A 16,666-nucleotide genomic window follows, 5' to 3' on the forward strand; every position below is an offset into this window, starting at 1 on the left:
TCAACTCCCCTGTGCCACTTCGTTGTCGCGGATCTGTGTGGCGATCCGCCGAGCCAGGATGCCTCCGTCGGTCCACACCACCTGCCCGGTCAGGTAGCCGGCCGCCGGGCTGCCGAGGAACACCAGCGTCGCGGCCTGTTCCTCGGGCGTGGAGACACGGCCCAGCGGTGCGGTGAACGAGTCGAGATACTGCTGCCCGTAGGCGGCACGCAACTGGTCCAGAATCGGGGTCTCGGTGACTCCCGGTGCGGTGCAATTGATCCTGATACCCCGGGCGCCGAGATCGGCGGTCCGGTCCATACCGTAGAGGATGATCGCCTCCTTGGACTGGCGGTACCCGCCGTCGGCCAGCGCGTCGGGATGGTCGGCGCACCATTGCAGCCCTTCGGCCACCGACGCGGTGGCCAGCAGACCCGCGGTGGTGGCCGCGTTCTCCAGGTACCCCGACGCCGCGAGCGACGACACGTTGGTGATCGCCGCGCCCGCGGGCATCCGGTCCAGGAGCGCCTCGGTGAACTGGCGCATGCCGAGGAAGTTGATCCGCACCACCAGCAACGGGTCCCCGATGCCCGAGGACACCCCGGCGACGTTGAACAGCGCGTCCACGTCGCCCGGCACGGCGGCGACGGCGGCCTCGACGGAATCGGGATCGGCGAGATCGACCGGGACGAAATCGACGAGGGCGGAACAATCTTGCGGTTCCCGTAGATCCAGGCCGGTCACCCGCGCGCCGAGCGATGCGAGCTGGTGCGCCGTCTGCGCGCCGATCCCGGATGCGCATCCGGTGACCACGGCATGCCTGCCGTCGAAGCGCACCAGCTCATCCAATGCGCTCACGTTAGCCCGAGGCCTCCTTGACGGCCTTCGCCTGCTTCTCCTGCTGCGCGGCCTTGACCCGCCCCTCGTTGATCTCGGCCATGGCCTCCGGGATCTCGCCGGCGGTGAAATTGCCGCCGCGGCCGGTCGGCAGCCCGCCGAACGCGTAGTCCTCGTCGAACAGCGGTGCGTCCCAATGCTGCCGGCGCGCCTCGACCTTCTCGATCACCGGCTCCAGGCGCCTGGCCTTGTCCTTGACCGCCTTCTCGTCACGTTCGATGAACTCGGGCAGGATGTCTCGGCCCATGATCTCGATGGACTCCATCGTGCCCTCGTGGCTGCGCGGGTTGAGCAGCAGGATGATCTCGTCGACCCCGCTGGCCTCATAGCCGCGCAGGAACTCCCGGACGGTGTCGGGCGAGCCGATCGCGCCGCGTCCGGGCCCGTAGGCCAGGGTGGGATCGTCCTTGACGGCCTTCTCGTACAGCTCCCACACCCCGGTGCGGCCGGGGGTGTGCATGCCGGTCAGGTAGTAGTGCATGATCCCGAACGAGAAGAAGCCGCCGCCGATGCCGAGCCTCTTGAGCGCCTCGTCGTCGGTCTTGGCCACCATCATCGACAGGTCGCCGCCGATCGCGAGCAGGTTCGGGTTGATGGCCGGGGTGATCGGCGTGCCCTTCTCCTCGAACTCCTGGTAGTAGCCGTCCACCCGCTCCTTGAGCGCCTCGGGCCCGGTGTAGGCGAAACTCAGTGCGCCGATGGCCTTCTGGGCTGCCATCTGCACCGACGAGGGGCGGGTGCACGCCACCCACACGGGCGGGTGGGGCTGCTGCAGTGGTTTGGGGATCACGTTGCGGGCGGGCATCTCGACGTGCTCGCCCTTGAACCCGGTGAACGGCGCCTCGGTCATGCACCGGATCGAGACCTCGAGGGCCTCCTCCCACATGGTGCGCTTGTCGGCCGGGTCGATGTTGAACCCGCCGAGCTCGGCGACCGAGGACCCTTCACCGGTGCCGAACTCGACCCGGCCGTTGGACAGGTGGTCCAGCGTGGCGACGCGTTCGGCGATGCGCGCCGGATGGTTGATCGGCGGCGGCAGGTGCATGACACCGAACCCGAGCCGGATGTTCTTGGTGCGCTGGCTGGCCGCGGCCAGGAACATCTCGGGCGCGGTCGAGTGGCAGTACTCCTCCAGGAAGTGGTGCTCGGTGAGCCACACGGTGGAGAAGCCGGCCTTGTCCGCGAGCTCCACCTCGTCGAGGCCGTGCTGGAACAGCTGGTGCTCGTCGTCGTCCGACCACGGCCGGGGCAAGGGGAATTCGTAGAACAGAGAGATCTTCACTGCTGCTTACCTCCTAGGAGATTCGGGGCTCTGGGTGGTTCGTGTTCGCTGGTGGTCGATTCCGCGATATGCCGGGCTGCGACGTAGCCGAATGTCATCGCGGGTCCGATCGTGGCGCCTGCGCCGGCGTAGCTGCGGCCCATCACCGCCGCCGACGCGTTGCCGACCGCGTACAGACCGTCGATCACCGAGTCGTCGGCGCGCAGCACCCGCGCGTGTTCGTCGGTGCGCAGCCCGCCGGAGGTGCCGAGGTCGCCGAGGATGATCTGGAAGGCGTAGTACGGCGGCTTGCCGAGCGGATGCAGGTTCGGGTTGGGCAGCGTCGGGTCGCCGTAGTAGTTGTCGTAGGCGCTGTCACCACGGTTGAAGTCGTCGTCGTGTCCTTGCGCGGCAAGGGTGTTGAACCGTTCCGCGGTCCGGCGCAGTCGATCGGCGGGCACCCCGATCTGCGTGGCGAGTTCCTCCCAGGTCGAGCCGGTCTTGACGATGCCGGACTCCAGCCATGCCGCAGGCACCTTCCGGCCCGTCGGGACGGGGGCGAACGGCACCTTCGGAATCGGCAGGTGCCCGGCGACCACATACCGGTGGAACGATCGGATGTCGGTGATCAGCCAGCACGGGATGTGCGTGACGCCGGAGCGCTGGCCCTCGATCATCGCGTGCGCGAAGTCCATGTAGGGCGCGGCCTCGTTGATGAACCGTTCGCCCTGGCCGTTGACGACGAACTGGGACGGCATCATGCGCTCGTTGAGCATGAACTGCAGCCGGCCGTCGGGCCAGCAGATCGCCGGGAACCACCAGGCCTCGTCGAGTAGTTCGGTGGCTGCGCCGACCTTCTCGCCGGCCCGGATCCCGTCCCCGGTGGCGGCCGGGTTGCCGAAGCTCCAGTCCTTGCCGGGACCGGCGAGTTCACCGACCCGGTTCAGCTCGGGCAGGTGCTGCAGGCGCCACTGCATGTCGTGGTCGAACCCGCCGCTGGCCAGGATCACCCCGCGCCGGGCCTGCACCCGCAGGGTGCGTCCGTTCTTCTCGATCACCGCACCGATCACCCGCGCGTCGGGCCCGTCGGTGTCGGTGATCAGTTCGGTCATCGGCGCGTCGAGCCACAGCGGGATGTCCTGCTGCTTCATCGCCAGCCGCAGCCGCGCCGACAGCGACTGTCCGATGGCGGCCATCCGGTCCCCGAACACCCGCGCCCGGAACATCCGCCAGATCAGCTTCACCAGCACGGCTTTGCCCCGCCAGTTCTGCCGGACCTGGTAGAACAGCCGCAGATCTTTGGGGGCGAACCAGATTCCCTTGGGCGCCAGCGCGAGCGGGGTCAGCAGGTTCTGCTCCTCGTCGCCGAGCACCCGCAAATCGATCTCGGGGACGTTGATGGTGCTGCCCAGCGCCGAGCCGCCCGGAAGCTCCGGATAGTAGTCGGCGTAGCCGGGCTTCCACACGAATTCCAGCCAGGGACTGGCCTTTTCCAGGAACTCCATCATCCGGGGCGCGGCGTCGACGTAGGCGCGCAGGCGCGCGTCGCTGACCAGGCCGCCGGTGATCTCCTTGAGGTAGGTGAACACCTCCTCGGGATCGGGGCGGTAGCCCTCCCGGCGTTGCGACGGCGCACCGGGCACCCAGATGCCGCCGCCCGACAGCGCGGTCGAGCCGCCGAATCGCGGCGACTTCTCCACCACCAGAGTGTCCAGACCCGCCGATCGGGCGGCCAACGCGGCGGTCATCCCGCCGCCTCCGGAGCCGATCACCAGCACGTCGGTGACGTGGTCGAAGCGCGGGCCCGCAGCAGAACTCATGACGTACACACCGCCGTTCGGATGGCGAAACCGGCGATGAGTTCCGGTGCGGCCCGGTAGAACCGGTTGCCGGTTTCGTAGTTGCCCTGCGCGGCCAGCGCCGCGAAGGCGGCCACCCAGGTTCGGACCTCGTGCGCGGAGTTGCCGGCCTGCGCGGCGATCCAGCTGTTGTCCCAGCCGTCCACCTCGGTCAGCCGTCCCGTGTCCAGAAGATCGAGGAATGCGGCGTCCCAGTCCGGGTTCAGCGGGGCGAGCGCGCCCCGGCCCGCGGCAAATTCGCGGGCGGCCTCGATCACCGCGGCCTGCCGCGCCTGTCGCTGCTCGGTGGTCATCGGCACGCCGTGCACGATGCGGTCCAGTGCGGCCGGCGGTGCGGTCGCCAGCGTGGGCACCGGCGGGTCGTGCGACAGCCCGCCGGACCCGACGACCAGCACCCGCTTCCCGAGGCCTGCCAGATGCGTGCCGACCGCCGCACCGAGTGCCCGCACCCGGCGCATCGGGCCCAACGGGGTCGCCACGGAGTTCACGAACACCGGGATCACCGGTTTGGCCGTGGCGTCGCCGAACAGGTTCTGCAGGGGTTGCACGGTGCCGTGGTCGACGTCCATCGCCGCGGAGATCGCGACGTCGACGTCGGCGTCCAGCACGGCCCGGGCACAGTCGGTGGCCAGATCGGCGGGCACGTCCAACGGGCCGCGGTGGGTGCCGTAGTCACCGACGCCGTCGGCCGCGGTGCCGATGCAGAAGGGCGGCATCGCACGGTAGAAGAACCCGTTGTAGTGGTCCGGAGAGAACGTGACGACCAGCTCGGGGTCGAAGTCGGCGACGAACTCCCGCGCGGCCCCGAGGGCACCCTCGATGTCGTCAAGCAGTGCCTGTGCCGGTCCCGGAAGGTTCAGCAGCGGACTGTGCGACATGCAGCACAGGGCTATCTGTGATCTGGCCATGAGAATCGGATCCTCCTTCCTCGGTGAGGTGAAGCACGTCGAACAGGGCCGCGGTCACCTCGGGGGCGCGTTGCGCGATGCACGCGGCCGCGATGCAGCGGTCCGGACGCAGGAACAGCACGGAGTCGGTCGTGGCGTCGAACCACTTCTTCAGCGCTCCCCCGCGGTCACCCACCACGACGACGTCGGCGTCGTCGTGGCCGGGCCAGTGCAGCTGGGTCGTCGGCCTGGCTTCGATGAACCGCGCCCCCAATGCCTTCCAGCGGCCGAAGGCGTCGTCGCCGAGCACGGCGCGCAGATTGTTGCTCCAGCACAGCACCGCGAAGCCGGGTCCGAGCACGTCGTCAAGCGGCACGTTCTGCGCATCGCGGGTGTCGACGCGTGGCTGGATGAACAACGTGCCGGTCGGCGAGTTCGGCGCCGGCCGCGCGTCGTGGTGGACCGCACCCTGCAGGTAGCGCGGCATCGGCTTGAACCGCATCTCCAGGATGTAGCGCTTCAGCGTGGGCACCACCGACGCAGCGTGAATCACCCTGTCCCGCAACGCCGCCACCCGGCGGTCGGTCGGCGAGATGACCCGGCCCACCATCGTGGACAGGTCGATCATCGCGCGTGCGTGCTTGCGGCGCTCCACGTCGTAGGTGTCGAGCAGCGCGTCGCCGGCCTGCCCGCGCACCACCGCGGCCAGCTTCCAGCCGAGGTTCGCCGCGTCCCGGATCCCGCTGTTGTAGCCCTGGCCCTGCCAGACCGGCATCAGGTGCGCGGCATCCCCGGCGAGCATCAGACGGCCCTTGCGGAACGACCCGGCGATGCGGGAGTGGTGGGTGTAGACCCGGTGGCGGATCATGTCGACCCGCTCGGGGTACGGGACGCGCTGACCGAGCATCTGCCGGACGAACTCGGGATCGTCGGCCTGTTCGTCGGTTTCGTGCGGGTGGATCATGAACTCGAAACGCCGGATGCCGTGCGCGATCGAGATCGACACGTACGGACGGGCCGGATCGGCGCCGACCTCGCTGTTGGGATGGCCGAGCGGGTCGTTGGCCACGTCGACCACCAACCAGCGCGTCGAGGACGTCGTCCCGTCGAAGGACACGCCCATCAGCCGCCGGGTCACGCTGCGGCCGCCGTCGCATCCCACCACGTAGCGAGCCCGCACCGGCTCGCGGTCACCGTCGAAGCCGACGATGACGCTGTCGGCGGTCTCGCTGCAGGTCTGCATGCGATGACCGAAGCGGACCTCGACATGGTCGAACCGCGCCAGACCCCTGAACAGTTCGGCGTCGACCATGGGCTGGACGAAACCGTTGCGCTTGGGCCAGCCGAACCGTGCGTCCGGAGGCGCCATCTCGGCCAGCAGTTTCCGGTTCGCGTCGAAGAACCGCAGGATCTGGTTCGGCACGGTGTGCGGCAGCACCTGCTCGACCAGACCGATGGACTGGAAGGTGCGCAGCGCTTCGTCGTCGAGCCCGACGCCCCGCGGGTAGTCGATGAGGCTGTCGCGTTCGTCGACGACCAGTGTCCGGACATCGTGCAGGCCAAGGATGTTGGCCAGTGTCAGCCCGGACGGACCTGCGCCGACGATGAGCACGTCGACGTCGGGTGCGTCGGCCACGGCCCGCGAGGTCATGCCCGCCCCAGCAGGAAGTCCAGGTGCAGACGGTCGAAGGTCTTGGGGTCCTCGTACTGCGGCCAGTGCCCGCAGCCGGGCATCACCTCGAAGCGGGCGCCGGGGATCATCGACGCCATCCGCCGGCCCTCTTCGACGTCGGCGGTCGGGTCGTCACTGGTCCAGACCACCAGCGTGGGCGCCGCGATGGCGCCGTACTCCTTGGGGCCGAGCAGGTTTCGGGCCCTGATCACCGGATCCTGCAGCGCCATGATGTCGCGCATCGCGTCGACGAATCCCGGCTGCCGGTACACCCGCTGCCGACTGGCCACGATGTCGTCGTAGTCCTTGGTCTTGTCGGCCATCAGCCATTTGATCCGGGCCTGCACGGTCTCCCAGGTCGGGTTCTCCGCAGCGGCCATCGACAACGTGATGATGCGCTGCATCACCTCCGGATCGGCCTGCGAACCGCCCGCGGTGTTGAGCACCAGGTGGTCCACCTTCTCGGGCCTGTCGGCGGCGAACCGCGCGGCCACCCAACCGCCCAGCGATTCCCCGCTGATGTGGGCCCGGGGCGCGTCGACGGCGTCCAGGAACGCGGCCAGATGGTCGACGTAGTGCGGTATTTCGAGTGGGTGGCCGGGCTTGTCGGTGTAGCCATGGCCGAGCATGTCGATCGACCAGGTCGAGAAGTGCTCGGCGTGTGCCTCCAGGTTGCGCACGTAGGCCTCGGCGTGACCGCCGGACCCGTGCAGGAACACCAGCGCGGGCTTGGCGGGGTCACCGGCGTGCAGGTAACGGGTACGGACGCCGCCTGCGTCGAGGTACCCCTGGGAGAACGGCACGCCCTGCAGGTCGCTCCACACGCTCTCGTAGTCCGCCACCCCGCACTCCTTCCGTGCCGCGCCGGCCGCGAGACGAGACCTTTGCCGGTGAGAATTGAATTCTCGTAAACCGTAAGCACTTTGCTCATTTATCGCACATACATGTGCACTATAGTTAGAGCATCACTCTCCCGGGAGAGATCTGTCAAGGAAGGCCCGCATGAATCGACCGGACGGCGCTCAGGCGTCCGCGGGTGCGAGCGCGCCGGGTTCGCAGACCCTGGCCCGCGGACTGAACGCGCTCCAGTTGGTGGCGGCCGCCCCGACGGGGTTGACCGTCGCCGAGGTCGCCGACGAGATCGGTGTGCACCGGACGATCGCGTACCGGTTGCTCAGCACCCTTGCCCAGTTCCGGTTCGTCGCCAAGGGCGAAGACGGCAGGTACCGCTCGGCAGCTGCCCTTGCCGTGCTCGGTGCGTCGTTCGACAACAACGTCCGTCAGCTGTGCGTGCCGACCCTGCGCGCACTGGCCGACGAACTCGGCACCACGGTCTCCCTGCTCGTCGCCGAGGGCGACCAGCAGGTCGCCGTCGCGGTGATGGTGCCGACCAATGTGTACTACCAGTTGTCCTTTCACGAGGGCAGCCGCTATCCGCTCGACCGTGGCGCCGCCGGGATCGCACTGCTGGCGAGAATGACGCCGCGCCCCGGTGAACGCGAACTGGTCCAGCAGACCCGTCAGCAGGGCTGGGTGATCACCCACGGGGAGATCGAGCCCAACACCTTTGGTCTGGCGGTCCCGGTGCGCCGCACCGCACCGTCGCCGCCCACCTGCATCAACCTGATCTCGCACCGCGAGGACGTGGTGCTCAACGGCCGCGACGCGGTGATCAAAGCAGCCGGCGACCTGTCGGCCGTCCTCAGCTGAGCACAGCAACCATCGGAAGGAGACAGCGATGACCGAGTGGGACCATGAGGTCGACGTCGTGGTGCTGGGCAGCGGCGCCGCGGGCCTCACCGCAGCGCTGACCGCGGCCGTCAACGGGGCCACCGTCGAGGTCTACGAGAAAGCCGCGGCGCTCGGCGGAACCACCGCGGTCTCCGGCGGAATCGTGTGGATCCCGGCGCACGACCGGTCGGCCGACGGCGAGCTGACCGTCGAGGACGCGATGGCCTACCTGCGCGCCCAGTCGCTCGGGTACATGGACGACGAACTCGTCGAGACCTTCGTGCGGACCGGCGCGCCGATGCTCGACTTCGTGGAGTCCCACAGCGACCTCGTCTTCGAGGTCGCCGCCGGATTCCCCGACTACAAGCCCGAACTGCCCGGCGGCAAGCCCGGAGGCGGACGGTCGTTGAACGCCAAGCCTTTCGACCTGGCCCGGCTGGGCGAGTGGAGTGGCCGCATCACCTCGTTCCCACCCGATTTCAGCAATGTCGGCATCGACGCCGAAACCCGGGCACGCATCCACGCATCGGTCGACAGCGAGACCGGCGACTTCTGCGTCGCGGGCACCGCGCTGATCGCGGGACTGCTCCGCGGCCTGCTGGACCGCGGCGTCACACCGCACACCGACGCCCGCGCGGTCGAGCTCATCGCCGATCCGCTGGGCATCACCGGCGTCCGGATCGAGACCGGCGGCATCGAGAAGAAGCAGGACTTCCGGGTGCACGCCCGGCGCGGCGTCATCCTGGGCACCGGCGGCTTCGAGTGGGAACCGCGGCTGGTCGAGGCCTACCTTCGCGGGCCGATGCGGGGCGCGGTCTCGCCGCCCAACAACACCGGCGACGGACTGCGGATGGCGATGGCGCACGGCGCCGACCTGGCCAACATGGGGGAAGCCTGGTGGGTGCCGATCGTGCAGATCCCGGGTGACAGCTTCGCCGGGCACCCGCGCAGCCGCAGCGTCCGACTGGAGCGCACCCGTCCGCGCAGCATCATCGTCAACCGGGCCGGCAGACGGTTCGTCAACGAGGCCGGCGAGTACAACTCGATGGCCGGACCGTTCCACTTCCTCGACCCCAAGCTCGGCTATGCCAACGACCCGGCGTGGATCGTCTTCGACTCCATCCACCTCAAGCACTACGGGTTCCTCGGCGTCGATCCCGACGGTCCGGTCCCCGACTGGTTCTGCCAGTCCGCCGACTTCGAGGAACTCGGCGCGAAAACCGGTATCGACCCGGACGGGCTGGCCGCCACCCTGGCCGGGTGGAACGCGAACGTCGCCGATGAGCACGATCCCGACTTCGGCCGTGGCGCAAGCGCTTACGACGGCTACTGGGGTGACACGTCGGCGCCCACCACGGCCGGCCAGACGCTGGGCCCGATCGACACCGCGCCGTACTACGCGGTCCCGGTCTCCGTCGGCGCGATGGGCACCAAAGGTGGGCCCCGCACCGACCGCGACGGACGCGTCCTGCACGTCACCGGCACCGCGATCACGGGACTGTTCGCCGCGGGCAACGCGATGGCCGGGCCCACCGGCAAGGCGTACGGCGGGGCGGGCGGCACCCTCGGACCCGCGATGGTCTTCGGGTATCGCGCCGGCTACACCGCGGCCACCGGCCAGTCGGTGCCCTGACCGGGATCGGGTGGCTCAGCCGACCGCGCGGGGCACGACCAGTCGCGCGGCGGCGGCGTAGGGGTCGGTGCGGCCGGTGGCCACCGCGTCGGCGAGCGCGTCGAGGTCCTCGTGCTGGCGGAGCAGCGTCTGCGCGAGCGAGAGGATCTGCGCGCGGGCCCGGGCCGCGCGCCGCCCGGGATTGTCGGTGCGGTGGTGGTTCTCGATCAGGTCGCGCAGCTCGTCGATTCCCTGACCCTGGGCGGCAACGAGTTTCAGGATCGGCACCTCGGTCTCGGCGCGCAGGTCCCGCACCGTCTGGTCGGCCCCGTCCCGGTCGGCCTTGTTCACCGCGACGATGTCGGCGACCTCCAGCAGCCCGGCCTTCGCGGCCTGGACAGCGTCCCCGGCCCCCGGATTCAGGACCACCACGGTCGGGTCGGCCACCGCGGCGATCTCGATCTCCGACTGCCCGACTCCGACGGTCTCGAGGATGACGACGTCGTAGTGCAGCGCCGAGACCAGCCGGATCGCTGCGGGCACAGCCGCGGCCAGACCGCCGAGGTGCCCGCGGGCGGCCACCGAGCGGATCAGCACGTCGGGGTCGTTGATGTGCGCGGACATTCGGATGCGGTCACCCAGCAGCGCACCGCCGCTGTACGGCGACGACGGATCGACGGCCAGCACCGCGACCCGCTTGCCGTCGGCCCGGTAGGCGCCGACGAGTGCGCCTGCCGTGGTGGACTTGCCCGCCCCGGGCGGTCCCGTGATGCCGACGACGCGGGCCTGGTCGACGTCGCCGAGCGCGTCGAGCACCTCGTCGCGGCGGGGACTCTCCACAAAGCTGAGCAGTCGGCCGGTGGCGCGTGCCGAGCCGGCGCGGGCGGCGGCGATGAGATCGTCGATCGTCACGCACGACACCTTACGCAGGCGGTCTTCTGCCCCGCGAGGGACCATTCCGCAGAAGAGAATGTTATTCTCCTTCGTTGAGAGCCCGCATTTCAAGGAGGACGACGCATGGACATCGCAGGAACCTCGGCCCTGGTCGTCGGAGGCGCAGGTGGCCTCGGCGAGGCGACGGTACGGCGACTGCACGACGCCGGCGCCAAGGTCGTCATCGCCGACCTCGCCGACGAGAAGGGCAAGCACCTGGAATCCGAGCTCGGTGTGCGTTACGTCCGCACCGACGCCACCTCGGAGGAGTCGGTGCTCGCCGCTATCGCCGAAGCGGAAGCACTTGGCCCCCTGCGCATCTCGGTGGATACCCACGGCGGCCCCGCCGGCGGCGGCCGGCTGGTCGGCAAGGATGGCTCCCCGCTGGGGATGGAGGCCTTCGAGACCACCATCAAGTTCTACCTGACCGCGGTGTTCAACATCATGCGCCTGTCGGCGGCGGCGATCGCCAAGACCGATCCGCTCGAGGAGGGCGGCCGCGGCGTCATCGTCAACACCGCGTCGGTGGCCGGCTACGAGGGCCAGATCGGCCAGCTCCCCTACTCGGCGGCCAAGGGCGGCGTGATCGGCATGACGCTGGTCGCCGCACGGGACCTGTCGCCGTTGGGAATTCGCGTGGTCACGATCGCCCCCGGAACGATCAACACCCCGGCTTACGGCAAGGCAGCCGATCAGCTTGAGCAGTACTGGGGTCCGCAGGTGCCGTTCCCCAAGCGCATGGGCCGATCCACCGAGTACGCGCAGCTGGCCCAGAGCATCATCGAGAACGACTACCTCAACGGCGAGGTCATCCGCCTGGACGGGGCCCTGCGGTTCCCGCCCAAGTGACGCTCCAGGGCAAGGTCGCCTTCGTCGCCGGTGCCAGCCGCGGCATCGGCGCCACGGTGGCGACCGCACTGGCCCGCGCCGGAGCGTCGGTGGCCGTGGCCGCCCGCTCCGAACAGGAGGGGAAGCTGCCCGGCACCATCGGCTCTGTCGCGCAACGTATCTCCGCCCTCGGCGGGCGCGCACTGCCCGTGGTGTGCGATGTCACCGATGAGGAATCCGTCGACGCCGCGGTCGCCGCGACGGTGGCCGAGTTCGGCGGCATCGACATCCTCGTCGCCAACGCCGGGGTGCTGTGGCTCGGGCCGATCGAGTCCACGCCGCTGAAGCGCTGGCAACTGTGCCTCGACGTCAACACCACCGGCGTCTTCCTCGTCACCAAGGCGGTGATCCCGCATGTCCGGGCCCGCGGCGGTGGCTCCCTGATCGCGGTGACCACCACCGGGGTCGCGATGACCGACCACGGCGCGAACGCGTACTGGGTGTCCAAGGCTGCCGCGGAGCGGCTGTATCTCGGCCTGGCCGCGGACCTGAAGCCCGACAACATCGCGGTGAACTGCCTGAGCCCGTCCCGGGTGGTGCTGACCGAGGGCTGGCAGGCCGGCGGCGCAGGTATGGAGATCCCGCCGGAGATGGTCGAGCCGCCCGAGGCGATGGCCGACGCCGCGGTTCTCCTCGCGGGTCAGGATGCCTCGGGCATCACCGGCACCATCCAGCGCTCCGAGGAACTCACCCGCTAGACCTGACGTACGACTGTGGACCCCTTCGGGCGCGAGCGTGCGTGTCTGCGGGCGACACACCGAAGATCATCCAAAGTTTGCGCACGCTCGATGCCGCCGACAGCCGAAGACCCGAGGGCCTTCACCGACGCAAGCCGGCGACCGTTCGCGCCCGGCATGCGGTATGCGGCCGCCAGATGCCAGTCGCGAGCGTGCGCGAAATCAGCACAGAGCACGGCGATTTGCCCGCAGACACTCAGTGTGAGGGTGGACGGTGCCGCTGTGCGGTGGTTGGGTCTTCTCACCTGGTGTCTGGCTCCTGCAGACACTGCCTTCGTGGCGTTCGTGCGTTGTGCCGACATTAGGTGGGAAGGACCGACCGGCAAATGACCTGATAGGAGCGTGGCACCGCCCCCACTGAGATATGTCCTGCCGGCCAGGCCCGACCTTCACCCTCATCCCTCTGATGAAAGAAGGCACCGTCCATGGTGGTCGTTGGAACCGATGTACACAAGCGCACTCACACCTTCGTCGCCGTTGATGCGGTCGGGCGCAAACTCGCTGAAAAGGTCGTACCTGCCACGACGGGCGGGCACCTCAAGGCGTTGGCGTGGGCGCGCCAAGAGTTCGGCAACGACCTGCTGTGGGGTATCGAGGACTGCCGCAATCTGTCGGCGCGTTTGGAACGTGATCTGCTTACCGCCGGTCAGTCGGTGGTACGGGTCGCCCCCAAACTCATGTCGCAGAGCCGCGCCTCGGCACGAACCCGCGGCAAGTCCGATCCGATCGATGCGTTGGCGGTCGCGCAGGCGGTGCTGCGGCATCCCGATCTGCCGATCGCCGCCCATGACGCGATCTCGCGTGAATTGAAGTTGTTGACTGATCGCCGTGAAGACCTTGTCTGCCAGCGCACTTCGACGATCAACCGCCTTCGGCAGCGGGTTCATGAGCTCGATCCCGCTGCCGAACCCAAGCCTGCATCGCTGCACCGCGCCAATCCCTGCGCCGTGTTGAGCGCGTGGTTGGACACTCAATCGGGAGTGCTGGCCGAGCTGGCCCGCGATGAGCTCGCCGACGTGATGCGCCTGACCGAGGCCATCGACGCGTTGGCTGCCCGTATCGGTGAGCGCGTCCGCGAGGTAGCCCCATCCCTGCTGGCACTGCCTGGCTGCGGTGAGCTCACCGCGGCCAAAATCGTCGGCGAGACCGCGACCATCAGCCGGTTCCGCAGCGAGGCCGCGTACGCCCGCCACACCGGGACCGCCCCGATCCCGGTCTGGTCCGGAAACACCGCGGGCCGAGTCCGGCTCAACCGCTCAGGCAATCGTCAACTCAACGCCGCGCTGCATCGCATCGCCATCACACAGATCCGACTAACCGACAGTGCCGGACAGCGTTACTACCGCAACCGTCTCGCCGACGGCAAAGCCACCAAGGAAGCCCTGCGCTGCCTCAAACGCCACCTCGCCCGCACCGTCTACCGCCGCCTACACGCTGACGAGCACCCCCGAGAAAGCCACCCCAAACGCGACACACCAGCCGCCGCTTGACATAGGAGCAATGCACGCTCGCGAAGAGGACCCCTCGTGCAGTCCTACTTCTTGGCGATCAGGCCGTCGACGATCTTGTTGAACTCGGTGGTGCCGAACGACACGTACTCGGCGAGGTTGGCGTAATCCAGCGACGCCATCACCGACTTCTCCAACTGGATGTTCATCAGCCGCTTGGTCGCCTCGACCGCCTGCTGCGGCAGCTCCATCATCTTCTTCGCGCACGCGATCGCCTCGGCCACCGGATCGTCGACCACGTGGTTGGCCAGGCCCAGCTCGACGGCACGCTGGGCCTTGATCCGCACACCGGTCAGCGCGAACTCTTTGGCCTGCAGCAGGCTGATCTGCGAACCCCAGACCAGCGGGCCGCCGTCGGCCGCCACCAGGCCGATCGACACGTGCGGGTCGGCGAAGAACGCGTTCTCGGCGATATAGACCACGTCGGACAGCGCCGCCAGGCTGCAGCCCAGCCCGACAGCCGGGCCGTTCACCGCGGCGATCACCGGGATCCGGCAACGCAGCATGCCGATCACCAGGTCGCGGCCGTGCTTGATCGTCTTCTGGCGCAGCGCTTCGTCGTTGCGCAGCTCGTCGAGGTAGTTGAAGTCGCCGCCGGCCGAGAACGCCCGTCCCGCACCGGTGATGACGGCCGCGCGCGCGCCTGCGTCCTCGTTGAGCTCATCCCAGATCTTGGCCAGACCGACGTGCAGGTTGTCGTTGACCGCGTTGAGGTCGTCCGGCCGATTCAACGTGATGATGCGCAGCGCACCGTCGGCGCGGACGTCGATCTCTTCTGGCATTCCGTACATCTTTAGCTCCTAAAGCCCGAGAATCCGCTGACCGATGATGTTCTTCTGGATCTGCGACGTACCGCCCATCACGCTCTGCGCCCGGCTGTACATGTAGGCGCCGAACAGTTCCTCGTCGGCGGTGCCGACGGTCTTGAGTGCGGCGTGGCCGACAGACTGCTCGGTCCACGTCATCAACAGCTTGTCCAGCGATCCCTGCGGACCGTGGGTGATGCCGTCCAACTGCTCGGAGAGCCGCCTGCGCACGTGCAGGCGCAGCATCTCGGTCTGCACCCACGCCCACAGCAGTTCCTCGTTCGGCGGCCCGTCGACGCGGGATGCCATCTGGCGCACCGTCTTCCCATACCGCGCCGAGAACCCGAGCGTCGACGGCTCGCGTTCGTGGCTGACCACCGTCATCGCCAGCTTCCAGCCCTCGCCGGGCGCGCCGACCATGTTCTCGGCCGGCACCCGCGCACCGTCGAAACTCACCTGGCCGAACTCCTTGGTCACGCCGCTGATCATCTTCAGCGGCCGCTGCTCGATGCCGGGCTGGTGCATGCTGACGATGAACGCCGAGATGCCCTTGTGCTTCGGCACGTCCTTGTCGGTGCGGGCCAGCACCAGGCACCAGTCGGCGACGTCGGAGTAGCTGGTCCAGATCTTGTGGCCGTGGATGACGTAGTGGTCGCCGTCGCGCACGGCTGTCGTCGTCAGCGCTGCGAGGTCCGATCCCGCCCCGGGCTCGGAGAAGCCCTGGCACCAGCGCTCGGTGCCGTTGATCATGCCGGGCAGGAACCGCTGCCGGAGTTCCTCGCTGCCGTGATGGCTCAGCCCGACGACCAGGTAGCCGAGGCTGGGCCGCGCCGGCGCCCCAGCCTTGGCGATCTCCTCGTCGACGATCACGTCGAACACGGCCGGCAGGTCTTGCCCGCCATAGGATTTCGGCCATGAGGTGCCGAAGAACCCGGCCTCGAACAGTGCCTGATGCCATTCGCCGGCCTTGGCCCAGTACGCGTCGCCGGAGGTCGGGAACTTGCCCTTCTGCTCGGCCAGCCAGGCGCTCAGGCGCTCACGAAACGCGGCCTCGTCGGGGGAATCACGAAAGTCCAATGGTCAGCTCCTCCAGCTTCGCAGGCCAGGCCTCGGTCGCGGCCAGCACTCGGCGCAGGTACACGTGCGCCAGGCATTCCCAGGTGTTGCCGATACCGCCGTGCACCTGGATCGACGTCTCGCACACCGTCATCGCCGCACGCGCGGTGTAGATCTTGGCCACCCGGGCGGCCTCGATCGCTTCCCGCACGGGCAGTTCGTCGACCGCCCACGCGGCGTGCCGTGCCACGCTGACCGACCCCTCGATCAGCGCCAGGCTCTCGGCGAGCAGATGCGCGACGGCCTGGTAGGACCCGATCGTCGCGCCGTACTGCGCGCGCACCTTCGCGTACTCGGTGGCCAGCGCATGGGTGCCGCGCGCCGCGCCGAGGATGTCGGCGGTGGTCGCCGCCAGTGCGAGCGCGTACCAGCGGCCCGCGTCGTCATCGGTGAGCTCGGCCAGTTCGGCAGGCGATTCCACCACGCCGGCAAGACTTCTGGTCAGGTCGACGGTCGGCGGCACGGCATCGTCGACCGTCACCGCCCGGCCGAGCCTGACCTGCAGGTCGTCGGACAGCACCGGGCCGAGGTAGGGCACGTCGACCAGCCCCCGACCGAACTCCTCGGCCACGATCGCGATCTCGACGGCCGACGCGCCGTCGGAGCGCAGCGTGCGGAAACCGGTCGCGTCGACCGCCTTCTCCAGCCGCGTCAGGCGCGCCGAGTCGTCGAGGTCGGCGACCGAACCCGGCCCCAGGTCGCCCGCCACCTCCGCGGCGGCATCGCGCAGCTGTTGCTGCTCACCGGTCAGACGGACGTCCATCAATTTCCTCCACTCTT

At 68.9% G+C, this 16,666-nt stretch carries 15 protein-coding genes; 5 read left to right on the top strand and 10 right to left on the bottom strand.

Annotation, left to right across the window (positions count from 1 at the left end):
• The 6 genes from C6A87_RS19500 to C6A87_RS19525 are packed head-to-tail and all read right to left on the bottom strand — an operon-like array spanning position 1 to position 7,397.
• On the bottom strand, positions 1 to 837 hold the full coding sequence (locus C6A87_RS19500) for a coniferyl-alcohol dehydrogenase (protein WP_311113778.1): 837 nt from the start codon (positions 835 to 837) through the stop codon (positions 1 to 3).
• A 1-nt stretch (position 838) separates the two neighbouring features.
• Entirely contained in the window at positions 839 to 2,158 is a 1,320-nt protein-coding gene (locus tag C6A87_RS19505) for an LLM class flavin-dependent oxidoreductase (RefSeq protein ID WP_311113779.1), read from the bottom strand.
• Positions 2,155 to 3,957: an FAD-binding protein gene (locus C6A87_RS19510; protein ID WP_311113780.1), complete on the bottom strand. Its 1,803-nt coding sequence runs from the start codon at positions 3,955 to 3,957 to the stop codon at positions 2,155 to 2,157. Before C6A87_RS19510 ends, C6A87_RS19505 begins: the two co-directional genes overlap by 4 nt.
• A complete protein-coding gene (locus tag C6A87_RS19515) occupies positions 3,954 to 4,874 on the bottom strand; it encodes a 3-carboxyethylcatechol 2,3-dioxygenase (RefSeq protein WP_311113781.1) in 921 nt (306 codons plus the stop codon). Before C6A87_RS19515 ends, C6A87_RS19510 begins: the two co-directional genes overlap by 4 nt.
• The gene (locus C6A87_RS19520; protein WP_396836904.1) at positions 4,822 to 6,534 is read right to left on the bottom strand and encodes a bifunctional 3-(3-hydroxy-phenyl)propionate/3-hydroxycinnamic acid hydroxylase; all 1,713 of its coding nucleotides are present in this window, start codon (positions 6,532 to 6,534) and stop codon (positions 4,822 to 4,824) included. The genes C6A87_RS19515 and C6A87_RS19520 overlap by 53 nt, the downstream gene beginning before the upstream one ends.
• The gene (locus C6A87_RS19525; protein WP_311113782.1) at positions 6,531 to 7,397 is read right to left on the bottom strand and encodes an alpha/beta hydrolase; all 867 of its coding nucleotides are present in this window, start codon (positions 7,395 to 7,397) and stop codon (positions 6,531 to 6,533) included. Before C6A87_RS19525 ends, C6A87_RS19520 begins: the two co-directional genes overlap by 4 nt.
• A 160-nt stretch (positions 7,398 to 7,557) precedes the next feature.
• Between C6A87_RS19525 and C6A87_RS19530 the strand changes: the two genes are divergently transcribed.
• Entirely contained in the window at positions 7,558 to 8,265 is a 708-nt protein-coding gene (locus tag C6A87_RS19530; protein WP_311113783.1) for a helix-turn-helix domain-containing protein, read from the top strand.
• Between the two features lie 28 nt (positions 8,266 to 8,293).
• On the top strand, positions 8,294 to 9,919 hold the full coding sequence (locus C6A87_RS19535; protein WP_311113784.1) for an FAD-dependent oxidoreductase: 1,626 nt from the start codon (positions 8,294 to 8,296) through the stop codon (positions 9,917 to 9,919).
• Between the two features lie 15 nt (positions 9,920 to 9,934).
• Here C6A87_RS19535 and meaB read toward each other — a convergent pair whose 3' ends face one another.
• On the bottom strand, positions 9,935 to 10,855 hold the full coding sequence (gene meaB / locus C6A87_RS19540) for a methylmalonyl Co-A mutase-associated GTPase MeaB (protein WP_311113785.1): 921 nt from the start codon (positions 10,853 to 10,855) through the stop codon (positions 9,935 to 9,937).
• A gap of 60 nt (positions 10,856 to 10,915) precedes the next feature.
• Here meaB and C6A87_RS19545 point away from each other — a divergent pair, with 60 nt between their 5' ends.
• The 3 genes from C6A87_RS19545 (at position 10,916) to C6A87_RS19555 (ending at position 13,946) form a co-directional block, all read left to right on the top strand.
• Positions 10,916 to 11,680, top strand: a complete 765-nt coding sequence (locus C6A87_RS19545; protein WP_311113786.1) for an SDR family NAD(P)-dependent oxidoreductase — start codon at positions 10,916 to 10,918, stop codon at positions 11,678 to 11,680.
• On the top strand, positions 11,677 to 12,417 hold the full coding sequence (locus C6A87_RS19550; protein ID WP_311113787.1) for an SDR family NAD(P)-dependent oxidoreductase: 741 nt from the start codon (positions 11,677 to 11,679) through the stop codon (positions 12,415 to 12,417). Before C6A87_RS19545 ends, C6A87_RS19550 begins: the two co-directional genes overlap by 4 nt.
• Positions 12,418 to 12,881: 464 nt before the next feature.
• Positions 12,882 to 13,946, top strand: coding sequence for an IS110 family transposase (locus C6A87_RS19555; protein WP_311113788.1), 1,065 nt, complete (start codon positions 12,882 to 12,884; stop codon positions 13,944 to 13,946).
• Between the two features lie 44 nt (positions 13,947 to 13,990).
• On the opposite strand, the gene C6A87_RS19560 is transcribed toward C6A87_RS19555, so the two are convergent.
• The 3 genes from C6A87_RS19560 to C6A87_RS19570 are packed head-to-tail and all read right to left on the bottom strand — an operon-like array spanning position 13,991 to position 16,649.
• Positions 13,991 to 14,755 carry an enoyl-CoA hydratase/isomerase family protein gene (locus C6A87_RS19560; protein WP_311113789.1) on the bottom strand — a complete coding sequence of 255 codons (765 nt, stop codon included), beginning with the start codon at positions 14,753 to 14,755 and terminating at the stop codon, positions 13,991 to 13,993.
• Positions 14,756 to 14,764: 9 nt separating this feature from the next.
• Positions 14,765 to 15,847, bottom strand: a complete 1,083-nt coding sequence (locus C6A87_RS19565) for an acyl-CoA dehydrogenase family protein (RefSeq protein WP_311113790.1) — start codon at positions 15,845 to 15,847, stop codon at positions 14,765 to 14,767.
• The gene (locus C6A87_RS19570) at positions 15,834 to 16,649 is read right to left on the bottom strand and encodes an acyl-CoA dehydrogenase family protein (RefSeq protein WP_311113791.1); all 816 of its coding nucleotides are present in this window, start codon (positions 16,647 to 16,649) and stop codon (positions 15,834 to 15,836) included. Before C6A87_RS19570 ends, C6A87_RS19565 begins: the two co-directional genes overlap by 14 nt.
• Positions 16,650 to 16,666: the final 17 nt, after the last annotated feature.

The organism is Mycobacterium sp. ITM-2016-00317 (assembly GCF_002968295.1).
GTDB lineage: Bacteria > Actinomycetota > Actinomycetes > Mycobacteriales > Mycobacteriaceae > Mycobacterium.

What these genes read in the sequence shown, in the direction of transcription:
- C6A87_RS19570 (WP_311113791.1), bottom strand. Translation starts at nt 16,649, where the DNA reads ATGGACGTCCGTCTGACCGGTGAGCAGCAACAGCTGCGCGATGCCGCC.
- C6A87_RS19535 (WP_311113784.1), top strand. Translation starts at nt 8,294, where the DNA reads ATGACCGAGTGGGACCATGAGGTCGACGTCGTGGTGCTGGGCAGCGGC.
- C6A87_RS19520 (WP_396836904.1), bottom strand. Translation starts at nt 6,534, where the DNA reads ATGACCTCGCGGGCCGTGGCCGACGCACCCGACGTCGACGTGCTCATC.
- C6A87_RS19530 (WP_311113783.1), top strand. Translation starts at nt 7,558, where the DNA reads ATGAATCGACCGGACGGCGCTCAGGCGTCCGCGGGTGCGAGCGCGCCG.
- C6A87_RS19545 (WP_311113786.1), top strand. Translation starts at nt 10,916, where the DNA reads ATGGACATCGCAGGAACCTCGGCCCTGGTCGTCGGAGGCGCAGGTGGC.
- C6A87_RS19510 (WP_311113780.1), bottom strand. Translation starts at nt 3,957, where the DNA reads ATGAGTTCTGCTGCGGGCCCGCGCTTCGACCACGTCACCGACGTGCTG.
- C6A87_RS19515 (WP_311113781.1), bottom strand. Translation starts at nt 4,874, where the DNA reads ATGTCGCACAGTCCGCTGCTGAACCTTCCGGGACCGGCACAGGCACTG.
- meaB (WP_311113785.1), bottom strand. Translation starts at nt 10,855, where the DNA reads ATGGTCCCTCGCGGGGCAGAAGACCGCCTGCGTAAGGTGTCGTGCGTG.
- C6A87_RS19560 (WP_311113789.1), bottom strand. Translation starts at nt 14,755, where the DNA reads ATGTACGGAATGCCAGAAGAGATCGACGTCCGCGCCGACGGTGCGCTG.
- C6A87_RS19555 (WP_311113788.1), top strand. Translation starts at nt 12,882, where the DNA reads ATGGTGGTCGTTGGAACCGATGTACACAAGCGCACTCACACCTTCGTC.